Source organism: Tahibacter sp. (assembly GCF_032229445.1).
Taxonomy (GTDB): Bacteria; Pseudomonadota; Gammaproteobacteria; order Xanthomonadales; family Rhodanobacteraceae; genus Tahibacter.
In genome coordinates, this window is sequence record NZ_JAVTWC010000063.1 from 39,818 (window position 1) to 63,766 (window position 23,949).

A 23,949-nucleotide genomic window follows, 5' to 3' on the forward strand; every position below is an offset into this window, starting at 1 on the left:
GGCGCCGCAGGGACGCTGCCGGTGAGCCGCCTCCGCTTCGCTGTGCTGTTGCATGCCGCAGCCGCGACACTGCTGCTGTACACCGCCACTGCTGCGGCGGCGACGGATCTGCCCCTCGACGATTGCGTGCACCTGCCCGACGCGGCATCCGCACAGGCCAAGGTCGGCGCCGTCGATGTCGGCGACAGCGTCGACATCGGCAACCTCAGCATCATCGAGCTCGACGGCGACTACGCTCGCGGCCTCGACGCACCGCGCATGGCCATCGCACGGCGCTTCTACGAAACACACGCGGACCGCTACGACTTCATCGTCACGTTCACGACCTTTGAATTCGAGACCAGCGGCGCACTCGCGTTCTACAACACCGTGCGCAACGACGTGCAGGGTATCGGCGGAACGATTCACGATTTCGGCAGCCACTACGGCAGTGCCACGAAACTGCAAGGCTATGTCGACATGGCAGCCGTGGGCCGCTACGCCGACGCACCCGGCGATTCGCGCATCGGCAGCGGCGCGCATTCGACGCTGGCGCACGAGATCATGCATCGCTGGGGTTCGCAGGTTTCTTATCGCACCGAGACCGGCGCGACCAGCACCGCACTCCTCGGCCAGCTCGGCGTGCACTGGAGCTATTTCCTCGATACCGACGCGTCGATCATGTACGGCGCGGACTGGGTCCGCCGCAGCGACGGTAGCTTTCACAGCGCCGCAGTGCGCCGCCGCTTCAGTCCGCTTGACCTCTACCTCGCTGGCTTCGCGTCAGCGGCGGAAGTGCCGCCGATGCAGCTCATCGTCGGCGGCGACGGCAGCGCGACCAGCCTGCCGCGGCTCGGCGCGATCAGCGGCGGCACGGCCGAAACCGTGCGCATCGAACAGATCATCGCCGCCGAAGGGCCGCGGATCCCCGACGCCGCGCACGCACAGAAGGACTTCCGCGTCGCGCTGATCCTGCTCAAGCGCCGCGGCGAAAACGTCGCGCCGGCCACGCTCGCCGCGCTGGAAGGCGTACGCGTGCGCCTGCAGCAGTATTTCAACCAGATCACCGACGGCCGCGCGTCGCTGCGCATCTACAACGAACCCGCCACGTCGGCCGCGCCGCAACTGCCGGTGATCCTCAGTGGCAGCGGCACGTCCGCGACCCCACCCGGCGTCGTCGCGGCGGTGGCCTGGATCCAGCAGCGCCAGCATCCCGACGGCCACTGGCAGGACCGTGCGGCCACCGCGCTACGCGACACCACCGTCGTGGTGCAGATGCTGCAGCAGGCGGATCCGGGCTGGCCCGGACTGGCGGACGCGCGCGCCTGGCTCGCGGCGCAGACAACCGCCAATCGCGACCAGCAGAGCTGGCAACTCGCGCTCGACACCGCGGCCTCCGCCAGCCTGCTCATCGATTCGCAAAGCGCCACCGGCGGCTGGGGACTCGCCGCCGGTTTCGAGGACAGCACGCTCGACACCGCGCTCGTCGCCGACGCACTCGCGCGCCGGGATGCCGACGCTACGGCCGTGCAGCGCGCGCTCGCGCAACTGGTCACGCGGCAGAACAGCGACGGCAGCTTCGCGCTTGCGGCGCACGGTCGCGGCCGCCTGCTGCCGACCCTGCACGCCGCACGGCTGTTCGCCGGCGCGACGCAGCCGGCGCACCAGTCCGTCCGCGACGCCGCCACGCAGTGGCTCGCGAGCCGGCAACGCGCCGACGGCAGTTTCGGCGACACCGGCACGGCATTCGCCGACTCGGCACTGGCCGATACGATCGAACTCTACGGACTCGTCGGCCATCTGCCGCTGCCCAACGCCACCGCGACCACGGCGCGCGACTTCGTGATGGGCGCACAGCAGACCGCGGGCGACTGGCAGGGCAGCATCTATCTGACCGCGACGGCCGCGCTCGCACAGCTCTACGACAATCAGGCGAACCTCGCCGCTGGCGGTGTCGCGAGCGTGATGCCAGCCGACGCCGTCGACGGCGATGTGTTCACGCTGCAACTGCGTGTGGTCAATGCGGGTTCGCGCGCGGCCGCGGCCAGCAGCGCGCGCTGGTACGACGGCGACCCGGCTTCCGGCGGCAACCCGATCGGCAGCGATCAGCCGCTGCCGGCGCTCGCCGCTGGTGCGGCGACGACGCTGCAGCAACGCTGGGACAGCGCCGGACACGCGGGAGCGCGCACCCTGTGGCTCGCGCTCGACGTACACGACGATGTGGTCGAGCAGAACGAAGCCGACAATCGCATCGCGATACCGGTGACCGTCGGCGCCACGCCGGCGCAGGCCGACATCGCCCTCGATGCCACGCTGTTCGCACTCACGCCGCCGGCCGTGGCAAGCCTGCCGGCAACGATCCGCGTGTCCGGCAGCGTGCGCAACCTCGGCAATACGCCCGTGGCCGCCGCCCGTCTCGTGCTCTACGACGACGCCGAGCCGCCGCGCGTGCTCGCGATGACGACGCTGGCCCTGCCCGCCCGCGGCAGCGCGCCGCTCGAACTCGAATTCACGGCGACCGCGTCCGCCGCCGTGCGCCTGCGCCTCGTCGCTGATCCGGACGCCACGGTCGCCGAAGCGCGCGAGAACAACAACGAAGCGCGCCTGCTGCTGCCGTTCGGACCCAGCCTCGACCTCGAGGTGCGCGATGCGGACCTGACGCTGCTCGACGCCACGCCGCCGACCCAGGGCCGCGATGTCGGCTTCCGCGTACAACTGCGCAATCGCGGCACGCTCACGGCCAGCAACGCGGCCCTGCGCATCACACTGCAGCAAGGAGCCAGCGAGGAAACCCTGTTCGACGGCCGCGTCACGCTGGAACCCGGACAGACCCTCGAGCGCCGTCACTACTGGCGTGCGCGCGAACCCGGCGCAGCGACCCTGCGCGTGCAGCTCGATGCGGGCGGCGAGATCGCCGAGCTCGACGAAAGCAACAACCTCGCGCAATGGCCTTTCACGATTGCGGCAGCGAGCGGCAGCGACCTCGCCGTCGTCGCCGGCAGCCTGCAGTTCGCGCCGGAGCCGGCTCTGCAGGGTGCGCCGCTGCAGGCGAGCCTGCGTGTTCGCAACGACGGCGGCGAGGCCAGCGGCGCATTCACCGTCGCGCTGTTCGCGAACGATCCGCGCAGCGGCGGCGCACGGCTCGCGCAGAGCATGCTCGCCGGGCTTGCGGCGCAGGCGGAAACGAACGTGGTCGTGAACGTCGCGGACCTCGGCCTGGCCGCCGACACGCCGGTCTTCGTCGCGGTCGATGCGGATCAGCAGGTCGCCGAGTCTGACGAAGGCAACAACCTCGCGCTGCACACGCTCAACGTGCTGCCGTTCGCCGACATCGCAGTGTCCAGCGCGGCAATGCAGCTCGTGCCCAGCGCACCGGCCCCGGGTGCGCCGCAGCAGGTCAGCGCGGTCGTGCGCAATCTCGGCGCGCAGGCCGCGCAGAGCATCGTCGTGCGCCTGTTCGAAGGCAACCCGGAAACCGGCGTCGCGATCGGCAGTGACCAGGTCATCACCGAACTCGTCGCGGGTGCCGAAACCACGCTGAGCTGGAACTGGAACTTCGGCCTGCAGCCCGGCGCGCGGCAACTGAGCCTGGTCGCCGACCCGGCCGGTACCGTGCGCGAAAACCAGACCCTGAACAACCTCGCGATCCTGCCGCTCGCGTTGCAGGACGCGGCGTTCTACGCGAGCGAACGCTTCATTTCGCCCAACGGCGACGGCGTACGCGACGCGACCGCGCTGTTCTTCGCGCGCACGGCCGCCGGGCGCATCGACGTCGTCGTGCGCAACACGGCCGGCCGCGAGGTGCGCCGTTTCGATGATCTGATCGCCGCCGACGCGACCAGCGGCCAGGTCGTCTGGGACGGCCGCGACCAGCGCGATCGCGTCGTCGCCGATGGCGTCTATGTCGTGGAGAGGCGGACCGCAGGCCAGGTCACGGCTCAACTCGCCGTTACCGTCGACACGGACCGCAGTAGTCTCGTCACGGCCATCGACACGCCGCTGCTCACCGACGCGCCGCTGCCGCCGGCGCGTTCCTGGTTCCAGCCGCCAGCCACCGCCGCGACGCGCGATACACTTTTCGCACGCGCGCTCTCGGCCGATCCGCTCGACCCGCTCGCGGGCATCTACCGCACGAGCACGATCGTGCCGGAACTCGCCGCCGTCGTTTCGTCACGCTGGCTGAGCCACTACCTCGGCGCCGACGACGGCGAGCTCGATCCGATTTCCGCGGAGCAGTTTTCGCCGGACGGCCGCTGGATCGCGTTCTACGTCCGCCGCGGCAGTGAGCACGCGCTCGCCGTCGCTGCAACTGCGCAGAGCGACCAGGTCATCGTGCTCGACGCTGATGCCATATCCGACGCGCAGGCGCACCGGCGCCAGCAACCGCGGTTCCTCGATGCCAATCGCGTAATTGCCGGCGCCTTCCCGCAGCTTTACGTCTACGACCTGCAGACGCGCGCGAGGACGCCGCTGCGCGCGCTGCCCGACGACAGCGCGGCACTGCGCGTCCATGCGCACGGCTTGTACATCTGGCGCGGCGAGGCCGGCAACGAGACGCCCCCGGCCTACTACGTGCCGCACAATGCGCAGCGCGCGATCGTGACCTTGCCGGGCGCGCAGGACGGCGAACAGTTGAGCATCCGCATCAATGCCGACGGCACGCGCGCGGTGATCCGTCGCTATTCGGAGACGCACGAATCGCTGGAGCTGTTCCGCGCCGAAACCGGTTCGCTGTCGTCGCTGCGTCAGCGCATACCCGAGCCGCACACCTTTGGTTCGCTGAGCGAGCCGGGCTATCTGCCGACCTTGCAAGCGCAGTGGATCGCGGCGGACGACAGCCTGCTGCTCGTCGATGCGGCGACGCGCCGCGTGCAGATCGTCAATCGCGACGGCGCCGTTCTGTCGAACGCGCAGCTACCGCCGACCGACGCAGCGCTAGACCTCGGACCCGATCCCGCGCGCTTCGACAGCGGGCATCGCCGCGCCGACACGCTCTACACCGGCGACGACTGCGACAACACGCGCACGAATTGCAGCGGCGCGCTTTGGTCCAGCGCCGATCGCCGCGAGCAATGGTTCGATCCTGCGACGCGTACCGCCGTGGTGCTGCTCGCGAGCGCCCACATCGGTCCGGTCGCCTGCGAAGCCGGCCGCTGCTTCGGGCATGCGCCCGCGACACTGGAAGCGTTCGCGATCGACGTCGACGAGGGCCACCACGAACGCCTCGCCGCGATGCAGGGTGCGGCACAGTTACCGGCCGACCTGCAGCCGCGGCTGCGCCTCATCGACGGCGGCGTGTTCACGACCGACAGCCGCTACGGCAGTGCGGGCAGTTTGTCGAACCAGCCCTGGCGCTATGACGACGCTATCGAGAGCCTGGCGCCCGCGTTCAGCGGCGACGACGCCAGCCTCGTCGTCAGCACCGCCCCGCCGCCGCGAACCGTCACCGCGCTCGTCAACCTGTCGGCCCAGCTATTTGCCGAACCCAGTAGCCGCGCCGTGCGGCTGTCAGGTGTCGCGGCCGATCTCAACTTCGCCTACTACACGCTCGACTGGGCGGTGCCGTCGGCGCCGACGCAATGGCATGCGATCACGCCGCCGCAGAACGAGCCCGTGCTCGGCGACGAGTTCCTCAGCTGGATTCCGCCGCAGCCGGGCCAGTACCTCGTACGGCTGCGCGTGGTCGACAAGGCCGGCAATGCGACGGTGCGCATCGCATCGACCTTGTCGTCGTTCGGTTCGCCCGTATTCGAAGTCGGCCTGGATTCGCGCTATTTCTCGCCGAACGGCGACGAAGTCAAGGACATCGCGATCGTACGATTCCGCCTGACCACGATCGCGCAGACCGCCATACGCATCCGCAATGCACTCGGCGAGGTCGTACGCGAACGCCACAGCGTGCTGGCGGCCGGGCCGCAGCAGTTCATCTGGGACGGCCGCAGCGACGGCGGGCAGCTGCTCGCCGACGGCGACTACGTCGTCGACGTCGCCGGACAGACCTTGAAGCTCGTGCTGGACACCACGCCACCGGTACTCACGGGACGGCTCATGCAACCGAACCTGCCGTCCAGCGACGGCGCCGCCCCCGATCCCGACTACACCAATCAACTGAACGTCGAGAGCGCAGCCACCGACCTGCATCTGGACCGCTTCCGCTATGAACTGCGGGCGCTCGACGGCGGCGACTGGCGCGAAGCGCTGCTCGACGCGCGCGGCAACCTCGCGCAGGCGAACTACGGCGGCCTTACCGACCAGGCGATACGCGCTACGGCCTACGACCGGGCCGGCAATCACAGCGTGCGCGAACTCGGCAGCGCCGTCGAACAGCTCATGTTCGCCGACTGCCTGATCGGTTCTTCCTCCTGCAGCGCGCAGCATGTCTATCCTGCGCCCGCCGTCGGCCCGGTGAACTATCCGGCCGACTTCCCGCAAGCGGTCGACCTCGTCATCACCGATCCGCTCAAGGTAAACCTCTGGCTGCTCGACGGCAGCACTGGTTTTGCCGCCATCGACATCGAAATCGCCGATGCGCGCCAGCCCGGCGAGTGGAGCCTGTTCGCGACCCTGCCGGGTACGCTGCCGCCGTTCGAATTCAACCACTATGATCGGGGTTTCCCGCTGCAGCTCCCCTGGAGCTCGCTGCCCCAGGGCGCCGACCGGCGCCTGCGCGCCGTCGGCATCCGCGCCGACGGCAGCCGCCTGCTTGGCGACCAATTGCGCGTGCGGACCAGCGGACTCGACACGCCACTCGTCTTCTGTCCCCGCGCCGATCTCACCGCCGTGGAACCGCCGGAAGTGAGCGAGCTGCTGTCGCCACGTCCCGACGAGATCCAGGTCGTCGTGCCCGTGTTCTACGACGGCATCGCCGACGGTGTGGAACTGCGCATCGGTGTCGACGCGGACGCCATCGACAACGGCGACTACCGTTCCGTGCGCCCGACGGCCCACAACGCGCGGCACGCCTACTTCCGCTTCCCGCCCGCCGGTGTCGGCAAGATCAGCGCGCGGCTCGTCAATTCCGCGGGCCTCGCGACGGCGACCTGGGCCGACATGTACTGCAGCACGACCCCGCCAACGCCGAACGAGGGCATGGTGCTGCGCGCGGGCCCGGTATACGGCGAACGCTGCGCCAGCGTGCCGACGCAGCAGTGGCGCTTCGTGGCCGCGCATGGCGTGATCATGCAGCACTACGACCTTGCGCTCGACGGCGCGGGCGGAAGGCACGTGCTGCTCGACGAGACGCCGACCCGCAACGACGCCACGGCGGCGTCCGAGTTTCCCTGGATGCGCGATGTCAGCGTTTCGACCGCGCCCCTGCCCGAGGGAAGCTATCTGGCAACCGGCATGGCGACGGCGGGCACGCTCCGCGCTGGCAATATCAGATACATCGAGATCGATCGCGACCCGGCTCAGGCGGAACTCGACTGGCCCAGCAGCGGCAGCCGGGTTTGCGCGGCGCGCGATGCCGACGGTTTCCCGGCCCTGCGCGTCGGCACCGCACTGCACAGCGATTCGGCGATCAGCTACCAGCTATCGCTGAAGTCGCAAGCCAGCGACAGCGGCGCCGTGTGCCCGGACGAATCGGGGCTGCTGTCGTCAAGCGCGTGCCATACGCGGCATACGGCGCCGACGGCGACGTGGATCCGTGAAGTGCGCGGCAACGGACCGGCCGTGGCCGACCTCAACGGCCGCATCGAGGCCGAACTCGAGGTCGGCAACGCGTCGGGTGCGGTCGTCTGCAGCGCGACGAGCTTCGATCTGGACAGCATCGCCGAGCTCGGTCTCGGTGGTGCCGCGGAACCCCACATCGGTATATTTCAGCTGCTCACGCCGAGCGTGCCGGGTGAACTTCGCACCGAGCCGCGCGTGCCGCTGCTGGGTCTTTCGGTCAACGGTGCGCCGCGCTACCGCAATGCGACGATCCCGCTGATCGCGCGCGAACCGCTGAGCTATCGCGCGACCCTGCATGCCCTGGTCGCGATCGCCGACGATGGCTTCGTCAGCTACCAACTCGGCAGCGAGCTGGCACCGCTGGGCGAGGCGCAGAATATCAGCGGCGCATTCCAGGTCAGCTGGAATGGCCACGTCAGCGGCAATCCGGTCAGCGACGGCCACTACGCGATCCGCGTACAGGCCGGCGACGCCTGCGGCTGGACCGCAACGCGCTACTACGTGGTCGACGTCGACTCGACACCGCCGACGCTCGCGATCACCTCGCCGGCCGCTGGCGCCGTGCCGACCGACGCCGTCATTGCGATCAGCGGCACAGTGGACGATGCGCATTTCTCCGGTTTTCCAACAGCTCAGCCCTACTGGCAACTGCTCGTCGAACAGTCCGGCAGCAGCCAGCTCGTCGCCGAAGACGAGATCGCCGTTCCACAGCCCGCCGTACTTGGCCGCTGGAGCCGCGGCACTGCGCAGGGCGCCGGACGCTATGTGCTGCACGCCTCGGACGATTTCGGCAATACCGCCGAGATCGGGCAGCTGTTCGGCGCGCCCGTGCCGCTGGCCGTGCTCGGCGGCGCGCAGGCGCTGCCCGCGCTGTTCTCGCCGAATGGAGACGGCCGGCTCGACCAGACCCAATTGCGCCTGCAACTGCTCGCGCCCGCGCTCGTTGACGTGCGCGTGCGCGATGACGGTGGCGCCATCGTTGCCGAGCTCGCACAGAACATCGCGATGGCGGCCGGTACGCGGATGCTGGACTGGAATGGCGGCGGTCTGCCCGACGGCCACTACGTCGTCGAGATCACCGCACGCAGCGCCGCGCAACCGGACATCGCGGAAAACGCCGCCCTGACGCTGGACGTCGACACCGTCGCGCCGCAGGTCGTCGACGCCACGCCGGCCGACGACTACGCGAACAGCAGTGAATCCGCGTCCTTCCGCGTCGTCGAACCGCGGCTCGACCGCTTCGACGCGCGCCTCGCCGCGGTCGACGGCGGCGCCGTGGTCGCCCAGCTCGGCGGCAGCGGCAGCGGCGTGCAGGTGCTGGCCACACTCGACGGACTGGCCGAGCGCGCCTACCGCTTCAACGTGCTCGCACAGGATCGCGCCGGCAATCAATATGAACATGTCCACGTTTTCACTCTGGATGCAACACCGCCCGAAGCCGCGCTGACGGCGCCGATGCGCGACAGCGTGCTGCCGCGCGGCGGCGCTGCGGTCGCGATCACGGGCAGCGCGCAGGATGCGCACGTTGCCGACTACCGCGTCGAACTGCTGCGACCGGGCGAGGACAGCGGCGATCTGCTCGCCGCCGGCACCACCGCCGTCGCCGCCGCGGCACTCGGCTCCTGGAACGTGACCCAGCCCGATGGCGATTACCGCCTGCGCCTGCGCGTACGCGACCGCGCCGGCAACACGGCCGAGGCGACGCAGCCGCTCGCGATCGATGGCACGCCGCCGGTCGTGACGATCACCGCGCCGACGTCCGGCGCGGCGCTGGCCGGACACCTGGCGCTGCGCGGCAGCGTGCTCGATGCGCACCTGCGCGACTATCGCGTCGCCATCGCCACACCCAGCCAGGCGCTGTCGGACCACTGGACCCTGCTCTATCGCGGCGAGATAGCGGTCAGCGACGGCGTGCTCGCCGATCTCGATCTCGCCCTGCCCGACGGCGACTACGTACTGCGCGTACTTGCGACCGACGCGACCGGTGCCGTCACGACGGCCACGCGTGATCTGCGCCTGGATCGCAGCGCGCCTGCAGCGCCGCTGCAGCTGCGCGCCCGCCTCGACGGTGCCGACGCGGTGCTCGACTGGTCGCCGCCGCCCGACGGCGATCTCGCCGGCTACGCCATCTATCGCAACGGCGCGCGCCTCGACCCAGCGCTCGTGATCCCGCCGCATCACGTCGACGCCGCGCTGGCCGACGGGCTCTGGCGCTACGAAGTCAGCGCGATCGACCGCGCGGGCAACGAAAGCGCGCGCAGCAACCGCGTCGAACTCGCGCTCGACCGCACGCCGCCAGAAGCCGCGATCCATGCGCCGCTCGCCGGGTCACGCGTACACGGCGTCGTCGCCGTCGCCGGCACGGCGTTCAGCGCCAACGACTTCGACAGCTATGTCCTGACCGCGCGCCGCAGCGACGGCAGCGACACGCCGGTGACGCTTGCGCAAGGCTCTCTGCCGCAACGCAACCAGGTGCTCGCGCACTGGAACACCCTCGCCCATGCCGAGGAAGCCGCGATCACCCTGCGCCTGGCCGCGCGCGACCGCAGCGGCAACGAGGCCGCGAGCGAGATCGCGCTCGTCGTCGACAACCTCGCGCCGGCCGCGCCGCAGGGTCTCGTCGCGACCTTGCAGGGCGCCGACGGTGCGATCGCCTGGACCGCGAACACCGAGCCTGATCTGCTCGGCTATCTGCTCTACCGCAACGGCCGGCTCGTCAACGGCACGGCGCAATTGCCCGAAGATCTGCGCGGTTTCGCGCTGACCGACACCAGTTATCTCGACGCCGCGCTGGCCGATGGCACGCACCGCTACGTCGTGTTCGCGATCGACCGCGCCGGCAATCTCAGCATGCCGTCGAACGACGCCGCGATCGGACCGATCGACAACGGCCCGCCGCACCTCGTCATCGACGCCCCGGACAACGACACCGCGTTCGAGACCAGCGTCGACGTGCGCGCATCGAGCCGTGACGGCGACATCGCCAGTGTGCAGTTCGCCTGGCGCGCAGCCGGCGCGTCCGACTGGACCGCACTCGGTGCTGCGTTGAGCGAAGCGCCGTACCGCGTGCGCTGGACACCGGCCCCCCTGCCACACGGCGACTACGAGATCCGCGCAATCGCGAGCGACACGTCCGGTCTCGACGATCCGCAACCGCCGCAGGTGCGCGTGCGCTATGCCGACCTGACCGCGCCGGCCGGACCGGGCGCGCTGCTGGCCGTCGCCGAAGGCGGTACTGTACAGCTGAGCTGGACCGCGAGTGCCGATCCCGACGTCGTCGCCTATCGTCTCGAACGCCTCGACGCCGGCTACTGGCAGCGTGTCGGCGACGACGACGCCGGTACGACGCGCAGCGATACCGGCCGCGACGACGGCCGCTGGACCTACCGCGTCAGCGCGCTCGATGCAGCCGGCAACCGCTCGGACGCACGCAGCGACGCCGCCGACGTGTTCTCGCTCGCAGTCGACCAGCCGTTCACGCCGACGACGCAGGCGACGACGGCGCTGCAGGGACGCAGCGCACTGCCCGGACGCCTGGTCGTACGCGTCGGCGCTGGCACGGAGCAGGACGCCGGCCCGACTGGCACCGACGGCCGTTTCGCGCTCGATGCGGTCGCACTCGACGCCGGCGACAACGTCATCGTGCTACACGCACTGACGAATGGCGGCGACCGATCGCGCAGCGCGACACGACGCGTCACGCGCGCCACGGTACCGGCTGCACCGACCGGCGTACAGGCCAGCGCAGCCGGCTACGACGTCAGCGTGCACTGGAACTCGAATGCGGAAGCCGATGTCATCGGCTACCGCGTCGAACACAACGGCGGCTACGCGCACGCCGACGACACGCTCACGCTGCTGTCGGCAACGTCGACGACCTGTTGCGATGCCGAGCGAAGCATCGACGGCGACCCCGCGACGCACTGGGATATCTCGACGTGGTTCGAACCCCTCGCGCTCGACGCGCAGTCCGACCCGATGCTCGAACTCGACCTCGGCGCGGCGCACATCGTCAGCGCGCTCGAACTCGATTGGCGCGAAAGCGACACGGCCAGCGGCAACGTCGACGTCTATGCGCATGCGGGTGACGACGGCTGGGTGCGCGTCGCACAGCAGCGGTCCGCCGCGTCGGCCAGCCTGACCGTCGCGCTGCCCACGGCGTATCGCAGCGACAAGCTGCGCCTGGTCGTGCGTTCGCCGCTGGCCGGCGGCGGCTCTGCGCACCTGACCCTGACCGAGGTGCGCGTACGCGCCTGGCATCTCGTCGCTACGACGACATTCGAACAGACCGTGCTCGACGGCCAGCACCGCTATCGCGTCGCCGCGGTCAACGCGAGCGCCTTGCAGAGCGCGTGGTCCGCCGTCGCGACAGTCGGCATCGGCGATATCACGCCGCCCGATCCGGTCGTGCTCGGCGGCACACTGGCCGGCAACACTGCGACCCTGACCTGGAGCGCGAGCGCCGCGCCGGATGTCGCACGCTACGTGCTGTCGCGCGACGACCATATGCTGGCCGAGATCGCGGCGAACGCGGAACGCCGCCATGTCGATGCAAACCTTGCGCTCGGCGACCACGCTTACACCGTCGTCGCGCTCGATGCGTTCGGCAACGCGAGCGAGGCGTCGAACCGCGTGATCCTCGAAGTCGCCGGCAGCGGCCCCGGAATTCCGCAGGCGATCGCCGTCGTCGCGCCACCGCAGGGCGCGAGCCTGCAACTGAGCTGGAACGCCGGCGACGGCAGCGCCGCCGTGCACTACCTCGTACGCCGCGCGATATCGGCCGACGGTCCGTTCGCGCAGATCGCGAGCGTCACAGCCACCACGTTCGCCGATACGCCGCTGACCAACGGCACGCGCTATCACTACACGGTCGAAGCGGTAGACGCGGCCGGCAATCGCAGTGGCGCGAGCGCGCCCGCGAGCGGCGTGCCGCGCGACGCGCTCGCGCCAGCCGCACCGGTGCTGACCTACCCGGTCGCCGGCGGCAGCCGCGTCGCCATCGACGGCGACCACAGCCTCGTCTGCGGCCGCGCCGAAGCCGGCAGCCTCGTCGAGGTCCGCCGCGATGCGGTGCTGCTCGCGACGACGACCGCCGCCGCACAGCTGCAGCAGAGCGACCATCCGGCCGCCGGCACCTACCTCTATTCGGCGCTGACGCTCGCCGCCGACGGCTGGCATCTCGCCGACACCGGCAACGGCTACAGCCTGCGACTCGTCGACCTGCGCGACGGGCAGGTCGAAACCCTCGCCGTCGCCGCGCGGCTCGCGCAGTGGTCGGCGCACGGCGTGACGCTGTACTACGTCGTCGACGACCGGCTGCAGACGAAACAGCCGGGCCGCGCGCCGCAGTCGCTGCCGCTCGCGACCGAGGCGATCCACAGCTACGCGATCGCCGCTGACGAAAGCCGCGTGCTGCTGTACGGCCGCCGTGCCAGCGACACGGTCGACGCGCTCTGGTGGCTGTCGCGCGACGGCGCCACAGTGCGACCGATTGCCGGCATCGCCGACTATCCGGTCGATCCGAACGCACCGCTGCGGCTGCGCGCCGATGCGCGCTACGCATCACTCGCGACGACCGACGGCCGCCTCGTCATCGTCGATCTCGATGCTGCGCGCGCGCTCGACGCCTTCGCCGCCGACACGCACATCCGCCCGAGCTGGTCGCCCGACGGCATGCTCGGCTTCACGCGCTCCGACGCCGGCACGCCGACGCTGTGGACCTACGATCCTGTGACGCGCCGCGCCGATCCGCGCTTCGTGCTGCCGCCGTCGACGCAGGCATTCGCCTGGTCGCCCGACGGCAGCGAATTCGCACTGCTCGGCAACGAACGCATCGAGGGCCGCATCGCACTCGACGGCAGCCTGCGCTTCGACGCGGTCGCGGCCGTCGGCGGTACGAATGTGGGCACCTTCGACTGGGCCGCGAGCGCACGCATCGTCGTGCTCGGCGCGGACGAGATGGGGCAGGCGCGGCTGTACTCGCTGCAGCCGCCGGGTGCGTTCTGCGCGGGCCCGGTCGCGCTGCGCGCCGGCACGAACCGCATCGATGCGGTCGCGACCGACGCGGCGGGCAACCGCAGCGGCGTGTCGCTGGCGCAGCAGGTCGACGTGGACGCAGCCGCCCTGCCCGACATCGCGCTGTCGGCCGACGACATGTTCTTCGTTCCGGCGACGCCGGCGCCAGGCCAGCGCGCGAGTGCGCTCGTCACCGTGCGCAACCGTGGTGGCGCGGCCGTCGCAGACGTCGCGCTGGCCGTGAGCCTGCGCGCGCCCGACGGCAGCGTGCTGCCGGTGACGGCTCCGGCAGCCTTCGCGCTCGCGGCCGGCGGATCGCGCTCGCTGAGCCTTGATCTCGGCGTACTCGCGCACAGCGGTCACTACCGCCTGCGCCTCATCGCCGATCCCGACGCGCGCATCACCGAGCGCGACGAAACCAACAACAGCGCCGACAGCGTGCTCGCGGTCAGCGACGGAGCCGCGCCGCTGCTCGATGTCGCACTCGCCGGCACGCTGCTCGCACCCGGCGCGATAGTGTCCGGCGAAGTCCGCGTGACCGCGCCCGGCACTAGCTTCGACGGCCGAGTGCGCCTGCAGATCATCGCCACCGACGGAACGCTCGTCGCCGATCTCGGCGAAACGCCGACCGCGGAGATCGCGGCCGGACAGACCTGGACGCGCGCCGTCGCCTGGAACAGTACCGGCGTGCTCGCTGGCGACTATCGCCTGCATGCGCGGCTGCTGCGCCGCGACGGCAGCACCGCCGCCGAACGCGACGCGGCGTTCGCGATCGAGGCGGTGCGCCGCATCGATCTCGCCGTCGCCACGCTGCCGTCGCAGCAGCCAGCCGGCACGAACGTCGCAATCGAAAGCCGCCTGCATTTCGCCGACGGCAATGCGCTGCTCGCCGGCGCGACCCTGCGTGTCTCGGCGCACGCGGAATCTGGCGCTGAAATATGGGCCGCGACGCAGGCCCTCGGCACGTTGCAGCCCGGCTATGAACTGCGCAAGACCGACCGCTGGGACACGCGCGGTCTGCCGCCCGGCGTCTACGCGCTGCGGCTGCGCTTGAGTGCACCGGGCTACGACGCGAGCACCGAATCCAGCGTACGGCTCGTCGAAGCGGGTACGACTCCGCCGCTGACCGGCGCGCTCACGCTGGCGCCCGATGGCCGCGTCGTCGCCGGCCGCGGCGATACGCTGGTCTATCGCGTCGACAATGCCGGTGCCGCGCTGGCCGGCCTGCAGCTACGCCTGCGCGTGCTGCGCACGCCGACGCTCGCGAGCGCGTTCGAACGCGAGGAGACCTTCGATCTCGGCGCCGGCGCGAGCCGTGAGCAGACGATCGAACTCGGCGTGCCGCCGCTCGCGCTCGGCAGCTACATCACCGTGCTCGACGCGCGCCTGCCCGGCGACGCCGCCGGCAGCTGGCGCGATCTCGCACGACTGGGCTTCGCCGCGCTCGACGAACAGGCGCCCGCCATCGTGATCCAGTCACCGGTACCCGATTCGCTGCAGCCGGCACTCGTGAGCCTGCGCGCGCTGATCACCGACGCGCATTCGGACGTCACGCAAGCCCACGCGCGCGTCGACGACGGCAGCTGGCAGCCGCTGGCGCTAGCCGCGGACGGCCGCTGGAGCCTGCTCGTCGGCGGCCTTGCCGACGGCGCGCACCGCGTCAGCGTGCGCGCACGCGACCGCTGGAATAACGAAAGCGTCAGCGAGATGACCGCGTTCGCGGTCGACGCGACCGCCCCGCAGGTCACCATCGCCGGCATCGACGAAGGCGCGCTGACCAACCAGATCACGACGCCGACGATCACGATCGCCGACGCACACCTCGACAGCACACGCACGAGCGTGCGGCTCAACGGCGCGCCCTATGTTTCCGGCACGCCGGTCAGTGCCGACGGCAGCTATACGCTCGCCGTGCAAGCCCGCGATACAGCCGGCAACGAAACGTTCGCGAGCCTGCATTTCACGCTCGACCGCACGCCACCGGCGCTCGCCATCGCAAGTCCGGCCGATGCCAGCGTCCTCAGTACCAGCGCCGTCGACGTGATCGTCGACAGCGAGGCCGACGCACGCGTCGCGCTGCAGGTCGGCGCATTCAGTGCCGAACAATCCGCCGATGCGGCCGGCCGCGCCGTGTTCACCGCTGTGCCGCTGGTCGAGGGCGACAACCCCATTGACGCGAGCGCGACCGATCGCGCCGGCAACACCAGTCCGACGCGCCGCGTCACCGTACGCTACGAGGCCGCCATTGCACTGCCGCTCGTCGGCACGCTGCAGCCGGGCCAGGCCGAACTCGCACACGGCACACCGCTGCAGGTCGCGCTGCAGCTACGCAACCCTGGCACCGTCGCACTGCCCGAGCAGAGCGTCCGCCTGCGCGTGGTCGCGAGCGACGGCAGCGTGCTGGCGCAGCGCGACTACTTACGCGCGTTCGCCGGCAGCGAAACCTTCGCCGACACGGCGGACTTCGCGACGACGGCATGGCCGCTTGGCAGTGTCGACGTGCACCTGGGAATCCTGCGCGAGAGCCAATGGAACACGCTGGATACCCAGAGCGTGCAGATCGTCGACCGCACGCCGCCGCTGCTGCAGGCGATCGCGCCGCTGGACGACGCCGTCATTGCCGCGCCGCTGCGGCTGCGCGCGCAGGCCAGCGATGCGCTGAGCGCGCCGGTGGTGGTGGACGCCAGCATCGACAGCGGTGCGTGGAGCGCGCTGGCTGCCACCGGCGGCGACTCGTTCGAAGGCGCCGCGCTGAAGCTCACCGATGGCGCGCACAGCTACCGACTGCGTGCGCGCGACGCCGCAGGCAACGAAACCCCGCTCGCCGCGATCCCGTTCAACGTCGACAACCTCGCGCCACAGATTGCGATCACGGGCGTCGCCGACGGCGATCTCGTCAATCACACCGTGACGCCGCAGATCGACGTGTCCGATGCGCATCTCGCGACGACGACGCTGCGGCTCAACGGCCAACCCTACGCGAGCGGCAGCGCCGTCACCGCGAGCGGCGCCTACCTGCTGCGCGTCGAAGCCGACGATGCGGCAGGCAATCGCGCGACACGCGAGGTCGCATTCACGATCGATCGCGAGGCGCCGGGCGTCGTCGTCGACGCACCGGTGCCGGGCAGCACGGTCACCACGGCCGCGCAGGAAATCGCTGGCCGCACCGAGCCGGACGCCGACGTCGCGGTACAGGCGCCGGGACTCGACACGGTCGTGCGCGCCGACGCGAACGGCGTGTTCCGCACGGCGGCGGCCACGCTGCTGCCAGGCGCCAACACGCTGCACCTGCGCGCGACCGATCGCGCTGGCAACGTCGGCGATGCGGTCACCGTCGCCGTCAGCTACGTACCGCCCACCGGCGAAGCACTGGCCGCGCTGTTCCTCGACGCCGGCATCACCGTACGCCGCGGCGATCCGCTGTCGCTGCGCTACACGCTGCGCAACCCCGGCACCCTCGTGCTCGACGCAACGCCGGTGCGCGTGCAATTGCGCGCTGCCGACGACGGCGCGTTGATCACTCAGGACAGCTATGCGGTAAGCCTCGCGGTCGGCGCCGAAATCACGCGCACGTCGACGTTCGCGACCGGCACGCTCGCGACCGGCGGCTATCGCGTCGGCATTGCCGCCGAGCTGCGCGACGCCGCGGGCCAGAGCGTCTGGACCGAGCTCGCCTCGCTCGACGTGCAGATCCGCCAGGGCTGCCCGGCCGGCCGGCCCATCGACCTGCTGTTCCGCAACAACTTCGACGGCGACCTCGACGATCCGCTGTACTGCGACGATTTCGAAGGCAGCCCTGGCAAACCCGAGGCCAGCTTCAGGTGGCTGCCGTCGCTGTTGTTCGCACCCGCACGACTGCCGAGCCTTGGCGCAGATGCCGCGGCGGCCGGAGACTCACGATGAAGACGCCACGGATGACAGTTTTCCCAATTTCCCGACTCACCACTGCAGCGCTGAGCTTCGCGCTCACGGCCGCGGCTGCCGCGGCTGCGCCGACCGGCCACATCGATCACAGCCCCGATCGGTCGCCAACCCGGCACGCGCCGGCAGCACCGGCAGCGACGCCCCTGCACGACCTCACGCTACCGCGCGTGACCGCGGCCATGCCGCGCAGCGCCGTGGTCGCGGCGCTGCGCGCGCAGTTGGAGGCGGCGGCGAAACCGTCTGCGGATGCCCCGGCCGCAGCACGAAGCGCGAATCGTGACGATGCCGACGCGACGCCGACAGCCGCACCGCAATCCTCCGCGACCGCCGCGCGCGCCGCGAAACGCGGCGCAGTCGACGGGGCGCCGGCATTTGCGGCCGCATCGGCAACCACGGTCGCGGTATCGCCGCAGGACGTCGTCAATGCCCTGCTGCGCGGCGAGGACGCGCGCGCCGCGATCGCCAGCCTGCGCAGTGCGCAGCCGTCGCCTGATCTGTCCAAGGCGCAGACCGACGAATCCGCCTCCGGCGGCTTCGTGCGGGCGCGCGAGGCGCTGCGCGGTGTCCTCGCCGGGCTGCACAAGCGTGGCGTCGACAACGGCACCGCGCGCTCGCGGCTGATCGCCGCGAGCGATGCGTCGCAGGCCCAGGCGCTGCTGCTGGATCTGCGCCTGGAACAGCAGCAGGCCGCGCTGCGCGACAAGCCGCTGCCCGCGACCGCCACGGCCCAGGTCACCGCGCGGACGCAGCGTCTGCGCGACCATCTGCGCGCCGTCGCCGCCGCAGCCAGCACACTGCGCAGCACGCTGAACGCACAATCCGACGCAACACCGATCGACGCAGCCGTGACCGCCGAACTCGATGCCTTGCTCGCGACCGATGCGGACGACGCGCCGGTCTATGGGGCCAACCCGCTGCCTGTGCATCGGCCGCGCCTGCCGGCGCGCGAACCCGCGATGACGCCGGCCATCGTGCCGAGCTATGCCATCGCCGATGCAGACGTCGAACCGCAACCGGCCGACTACGCCGACAGTGCCGATGCCGCGCTGTCGCCGGCCATCCTCGCGCACGCGGCGAGCCTCGGCCACGATTACACGCGCATCGTCGATTTCGTACGCAGCACGGTGCGTACGCGCTGGTATGCCGGCGCGCGCCAGGACGCCGACGCGACGCTGCGTAGCCTGTCCGGCAACGACGTCGACCAGGCCAGCCTGCTGATCGCGCTGCTGCGCGCGAGCCGCGCACCGGCGCGCTACGTGCACGGCGTGGTCGAGGTGAATCTCGACGATCTCGCCGCAAGCCTCGGCGTGCGCGGCGACAAGGTCGGCCTCGCGCTGGCCGCGGCAGGCATCGCGCAGCGCCCGGTCGTGCGCGGCGGTCGCATTGCGGCGTACGCGATCGAGCACACCTTCGTCTCCGCCCATCTGCCGATGTCGAACTACCGCGGCAGCAGCGCCGACCGCAGCGGCCGCAGCTGGATCGCGCTCGCGCCCGCGCTGAAGCCGCATCGCTTCGTCGCCGCCAGCGGCGCATTCGCGCGCACCCAGTTCGATGCGAACACGTTCATTGACGGGCACCTGCAGCAGCCGCGCAACGAATCGCCGCTGCAGCGCCTGCGCGACCAGATCGCTTCGGCGCTCGGGGTCCAGTCGCCACCGCTGAGCTATGACGCGATGCTCGCGCAGCATGCCGTAGACGCGCCGCCCCTGGAGCTGCTACCGGCAAGCCTGCCGATGCCGGTACTCGCGGTCACCGGCGAATTCGCGCAACTGCCCGAGCAGCTGCGCCAGCAGTTGCATCTGGTCGTGCGCAGCGGCGAGGCCTCCGACGCGCCGATCGCGCTCGAGACCCGCATCGGCGTGGCGCAGCTTGCCGGCCGCCGCATCAGCCTCGCCTGGCAGCCCGCCTCGGTCGACGACGGTGCGATCGTCGACGCACACGGCGGCATGAGCCGCACGCCGCCCTATCTGTATCGCGTACGGCCGATGCTGCTCGTCGCCGGCCAGGCTGAGCGCGCCGGCACAGCGCCGATCGACACGGCGACACGCCACCGCGTCGAACTCACGTTCGAAGGCCCGGGCGGCAGCGCCGGCTTCGCACAGACGCTGATCGCGGGCGGCCAGTCCGCGCTCGCCATCGACGTGTCCGACAGTGCCGCCGTGCCCGACCACGCGAGTGCACTGCCCGGCGACAGCGAACAACGCGGCGCGCGCCTGCTCGCGAACCTCGGCGCGCGTTATCTCGCGACCTGGAACGGCGACGACGACGAACTCGCCGCGCTCGCCGGCGTCGGCGTCGTGCGGCCGTTCCCCTCCGCCGCGCTCGTCATCAGCCAGTACCGCGTCGACCGTCTCGACGGACTCGCGACCGCGATGCGCTGGCGGGGCGTCGCGCTCGACGCCGCGATGCGCCCGGCCGAAGCCTTTGCCGCGGTCGCGACCAACGCCGCCGAGTCCGACTGGACCGCGCTGTCGGCGCTGCAAGGTTCGGCACTGGAACACCGGGTCTTCGAACAGCAGTGGAGCGTCGCCAGTATTTCTGCCGACAAGGGCCTCGCACTCGCACGCAGCCAGGGACGCACGGTGCTCACGCTGAACGCAACCAGCGGCAGCGGCGGCGTGCACCAGCCGCCCGCCGTCGTCGCGGCAATCGACCACTGGCTCGCGCGCGGCTACGTCGTGGAAGTGCCGGCTGAACCGCTGACGCAGGATGCCTGGACCGGCGCGGTCTGGCGCGTGCGTTCGCTGTCGACGGGCGAGAGCGGCTATTTCATTGCCGGTCAGCTCGCAGGCGGTTCGACCACGCTGCCGCCGGAACTGTGGTACCTGCAGGACCTGGTCGCCGTGCTCGGCGATCCGTCGGCGCTGCCGCCGAACGAGAACCCACTTGCCGCGGCGATTCTCACGCTCGACCGGACGACGCAGCACCAGTCGGGAACCGCCGATCAGACTCTGCCTGAGCCGCTGCGCGCGCTTGCGCTCGACACAGACGGCCGTCCCGTGCGCAATGCCGTGGTGACCTTCCGCGTCACCGCCAGCGACAGCCAACTGCTGGATGCGCAAGGCCACGAAGCGGCCAGCGTCAGTGTCACGACCGACGCCCGTGGCCTGGCCGCTTCACCGCTGAAGCTCGCGCGCCGCCAGGGCACGACCGGGCACTACGTGCTGCCGGATCCGGATACGCAACAGTTGCAATGGGTCGGCCATGCCACCGTCGAGGTCAGCGTGACGACGGCGACCGGCGAACTGCATTCGGGTGAAGCCTTCGTGGCCGATATCGGGCCGGCGACGCCGCAACAGTTGCATGTCGACTATCCCGATACGCAAGCAGCGCGGTATTTCCGCATCGGCTACGACTCCGTCAGAGCGACGGTCACCGACGCTTTCGACAATCCCGTCTCCAACGTTCCCGTCATCGCCCGCGTCGATACCGACTTCAGCCAGAGCGAATGCACAGGCACCACCCGGTTCGGCCCGTTGATCGGCGCGGCGCTGTTCGACAAACGAGGCGAAGGCGGCTGTCCCACCGACGACTTCCGCCTGACTGGGCATGCCTGCACCCGCACCTCGCCACTGCCGATGACCACGGGCGCCGATGGCATCGTCTTCTTCGTCACCGCGCCCAGTCATCCGCGCACGCAGTACACGGTGCACGTCAGCGCCGTGGGACACGAAGAGAACGCCTCGTTGCAGACCCATCCGCTGAATTCGGCGACAGGCTGCAATAGCTTCATTTCGCTGTTTCATCAGATGGACAACCCAGTCAACGCCGCTGGACAGTCCGCCTACGCCGCGAAGCCCGGCGAGATCATTGCAGCACCGTATACATTTCAGGCGCTCGTCGCGATGGTCAACGACCTCAGCAACGTGGACGGTCCACCCTGGAGCTGGCAGCCACTCAGCGGCGGCCGCATAGGCATCGTCGATCCACTGCAGCACGGTTCGCTGGACTCCTGGCGCGAGGTTGCGCCGGGCCAGTACGCGTTCTACCTGCGCGCCGGCGCCGTGCCCGGCGACATCCGCGGCCGCCTGTCGCTGACCGGCGACCTGCCACCGGGCGCGGGCAGCTTTGGCTTCACAACCTATGATCTGGCCGCGCGCGGCGTCTATTCCGAGGACACCGACGACTACAGCTACGGGTGGTCGATCGATCTCAATCCACCGCGCCTGGAACCCGACCGCATCGCGCTGACGCCGTTCAACACCACTCAGGCCGACCTCGTGCTGCGTTCGGACTACTACCCGCCGCAGTGGCAGCCGAGCGTAAACGCCGTCTATCTGATGCGTAACGGCGAGGATGTCGAAGGCTGCTCGTTCCTGGATCGCAACTACGACGAGGCATGCACGATCCGCCGCGGCCTCGCGATCGATCCGGCGGCGCAGTACACCGCAACGACGGTGCTCCACAACGGTCTGGTCCGCCTCGAATCCGAACCGACAGAGGTCCACTTCAACGCCGGCATCATCGCCGGCTACGGCCTGCTGCCGACCGATGCGACACAAACCCCGCGTCCCGCATCGAATGGCTCGCCCAAAGACGAAACCGAACTTATCGGCCTGCTGCGCGGCAAGTTCCCGCCCAACCTCAGCGTGAGCCAGGACGTCGACACCGCCACCGGCTACGTCTGCGAGACGCCGACCCGGCTGGGCTATCTGCTCAGCCAGCCCGCCCGCGTCGATATCCGCTTCCGCCTGCTCGATCGCGACGGCAATCCGACCGACCGCGAGCTTTGGCCGCAGCCCGAACAACAGCTCGACGCCGGCCTGCATTTCCTTGAAATTCCCGCGGCGCGGCTGCCGATCGGCAGCTACGTCTACGAGCTCACCGCGATCTCGGCCGCCGGCGTGCAGGACCAGCGCAACGGTCTGATCACCAGCACGCGCAGCCGCCACGATGTCGTGCCGCTGGCCCATTCGTTCGCACAAGGCATCGACCTGTATTCCGGCGGCGCCGTGCTGCAACAACCGGACATCGTGCTCGGCGGACGCGGGCCCGGTCTGTCCCTCGTACGCACCTATTCCAGCCACGCCGGCGACCGCCGCGGCTTTTTCGGCCGCGGCTGGAGTGCGGATCTGGACATGCAGGTCACCAGCAATGCCTGCGGCAGCCATACCGTGCTCGGTGGCGCCGGCCAGGGCATGCGCTTCGTGCCCGACGGCATCGATCCCGACGGTGCGCTGCGCTATCGCCCGCTGTACGGCTATCACGGCAGCCTCGTGCGCCACGGCAACCTCTTCGACTTCATCGCCCGCAACGGCACGCGCTATCACTTCGCCGAGCCCGATCCCGACGGCCCGCGCCTGTCCTACGTCGAAGACACCAACGGCAATCGCGTGACCTATACCTGGCAGCGCGATGCCGACACGCCGCGCGTGGAATACATCAGCGATGCAGCCGGCCGCACGATCGCCCTGACCTATGCGATCCGAACCGTCTCGCGCCCCGTCGGCGACATCGACATCCTCGACAGCTATACGCTCGTGACCTCGGCCTCCGTTCCCGAGGAGCTGCGCGTCGACTACCGCTACGACGACACCGGCAACCTCGTCGAAGCGCGCCGCAGCGACCGCACGAACCTGGGCACCCAGCGCACCCAGTACGACTACGCCGACTACGACGGCCTGTACTACGTCCAGCCCGACGGCGAGATGGCCTATGCCCGCTTCGGCTTCCGCCTGACCGCCGTGCGCGACGCGATCGACGGATCCGTGCGGCGCTACCGCTATGCCGCCGACGGTGAAACGCCCACGCCGTACTGGACCGGCGTGCAGACCGCCGAGCGCACCTACTACTACCCCGAACTGCGCGTCACCGAAGTGACCCTGCCCGATACCGCATCGACCACGTTCGCCTACGACGAGGACGTCAGTGGCGCCTTGCGCGGCCTCATGAACGAACCCGTCACTATCGTCACCGACGCACGCAACCATCCCACGACCACGCGCATGAACCGCTACGGCGCGGCCACCACCGTGATCGACCCGGTCGGCACCACGCACACGACCTGGGACACCGTGCACCTGCAGCCGGCCACCCAGACCGATGCGCTCGGCGGCATCACCACCTTCACCTACGACGACCACGGCAACACCACGAGCGAAGTCCTCGTCACGCCGCACGGCGAACGCCGCCAGTCCTGGACCTACCATCCGACCAGTGCCTTCGATACGCCACACGTCACCGACCGCGTCGCCACGACCACCGATCCGCGCAGCTACGTCACACGCCACGAGTACGACCGCCGGGGCAACCCCACCACGACCACGCGCGGCGGTGTCACGACCACCGACGGCTACGCGGCCAATGGCGACCGCACCAGCCGGATCGACGGCAACGGCAAGACCTGGCTGATCCGCTACG

General features: G+C 70.3%; 2 protein-coding genes. Both read left to right on the forward strand.

Annotation, left to right across the window (positions count from 1 at the left end; translation table 11 throughout):
• Positions 1–21: 21 nt before the first annotated feature.
• Positions 22–17,568 carry a CARDB domain-containing protein gene (locus tag RUU78_RS12210; RefSeq protein WP_313916958.1) on the forward strand — a complete coding sequence of 5,849 codons (17,547 nt, stop codon included), beginning with the start codon at positions 22–24 and terminating at the stop codon, positions 17,566–17,568.
• On the forward strand, positions 17,565–23,949 hold a 6,385-nt coding region (locus RUU78_RS12215), incomplete at its 3' end, for a DUF6531 domain-containing protein (protein WP_313916959.1). The genes RUU78_RS12210 and RUU78_RS12215, both read left to right, overlap by 4 nt.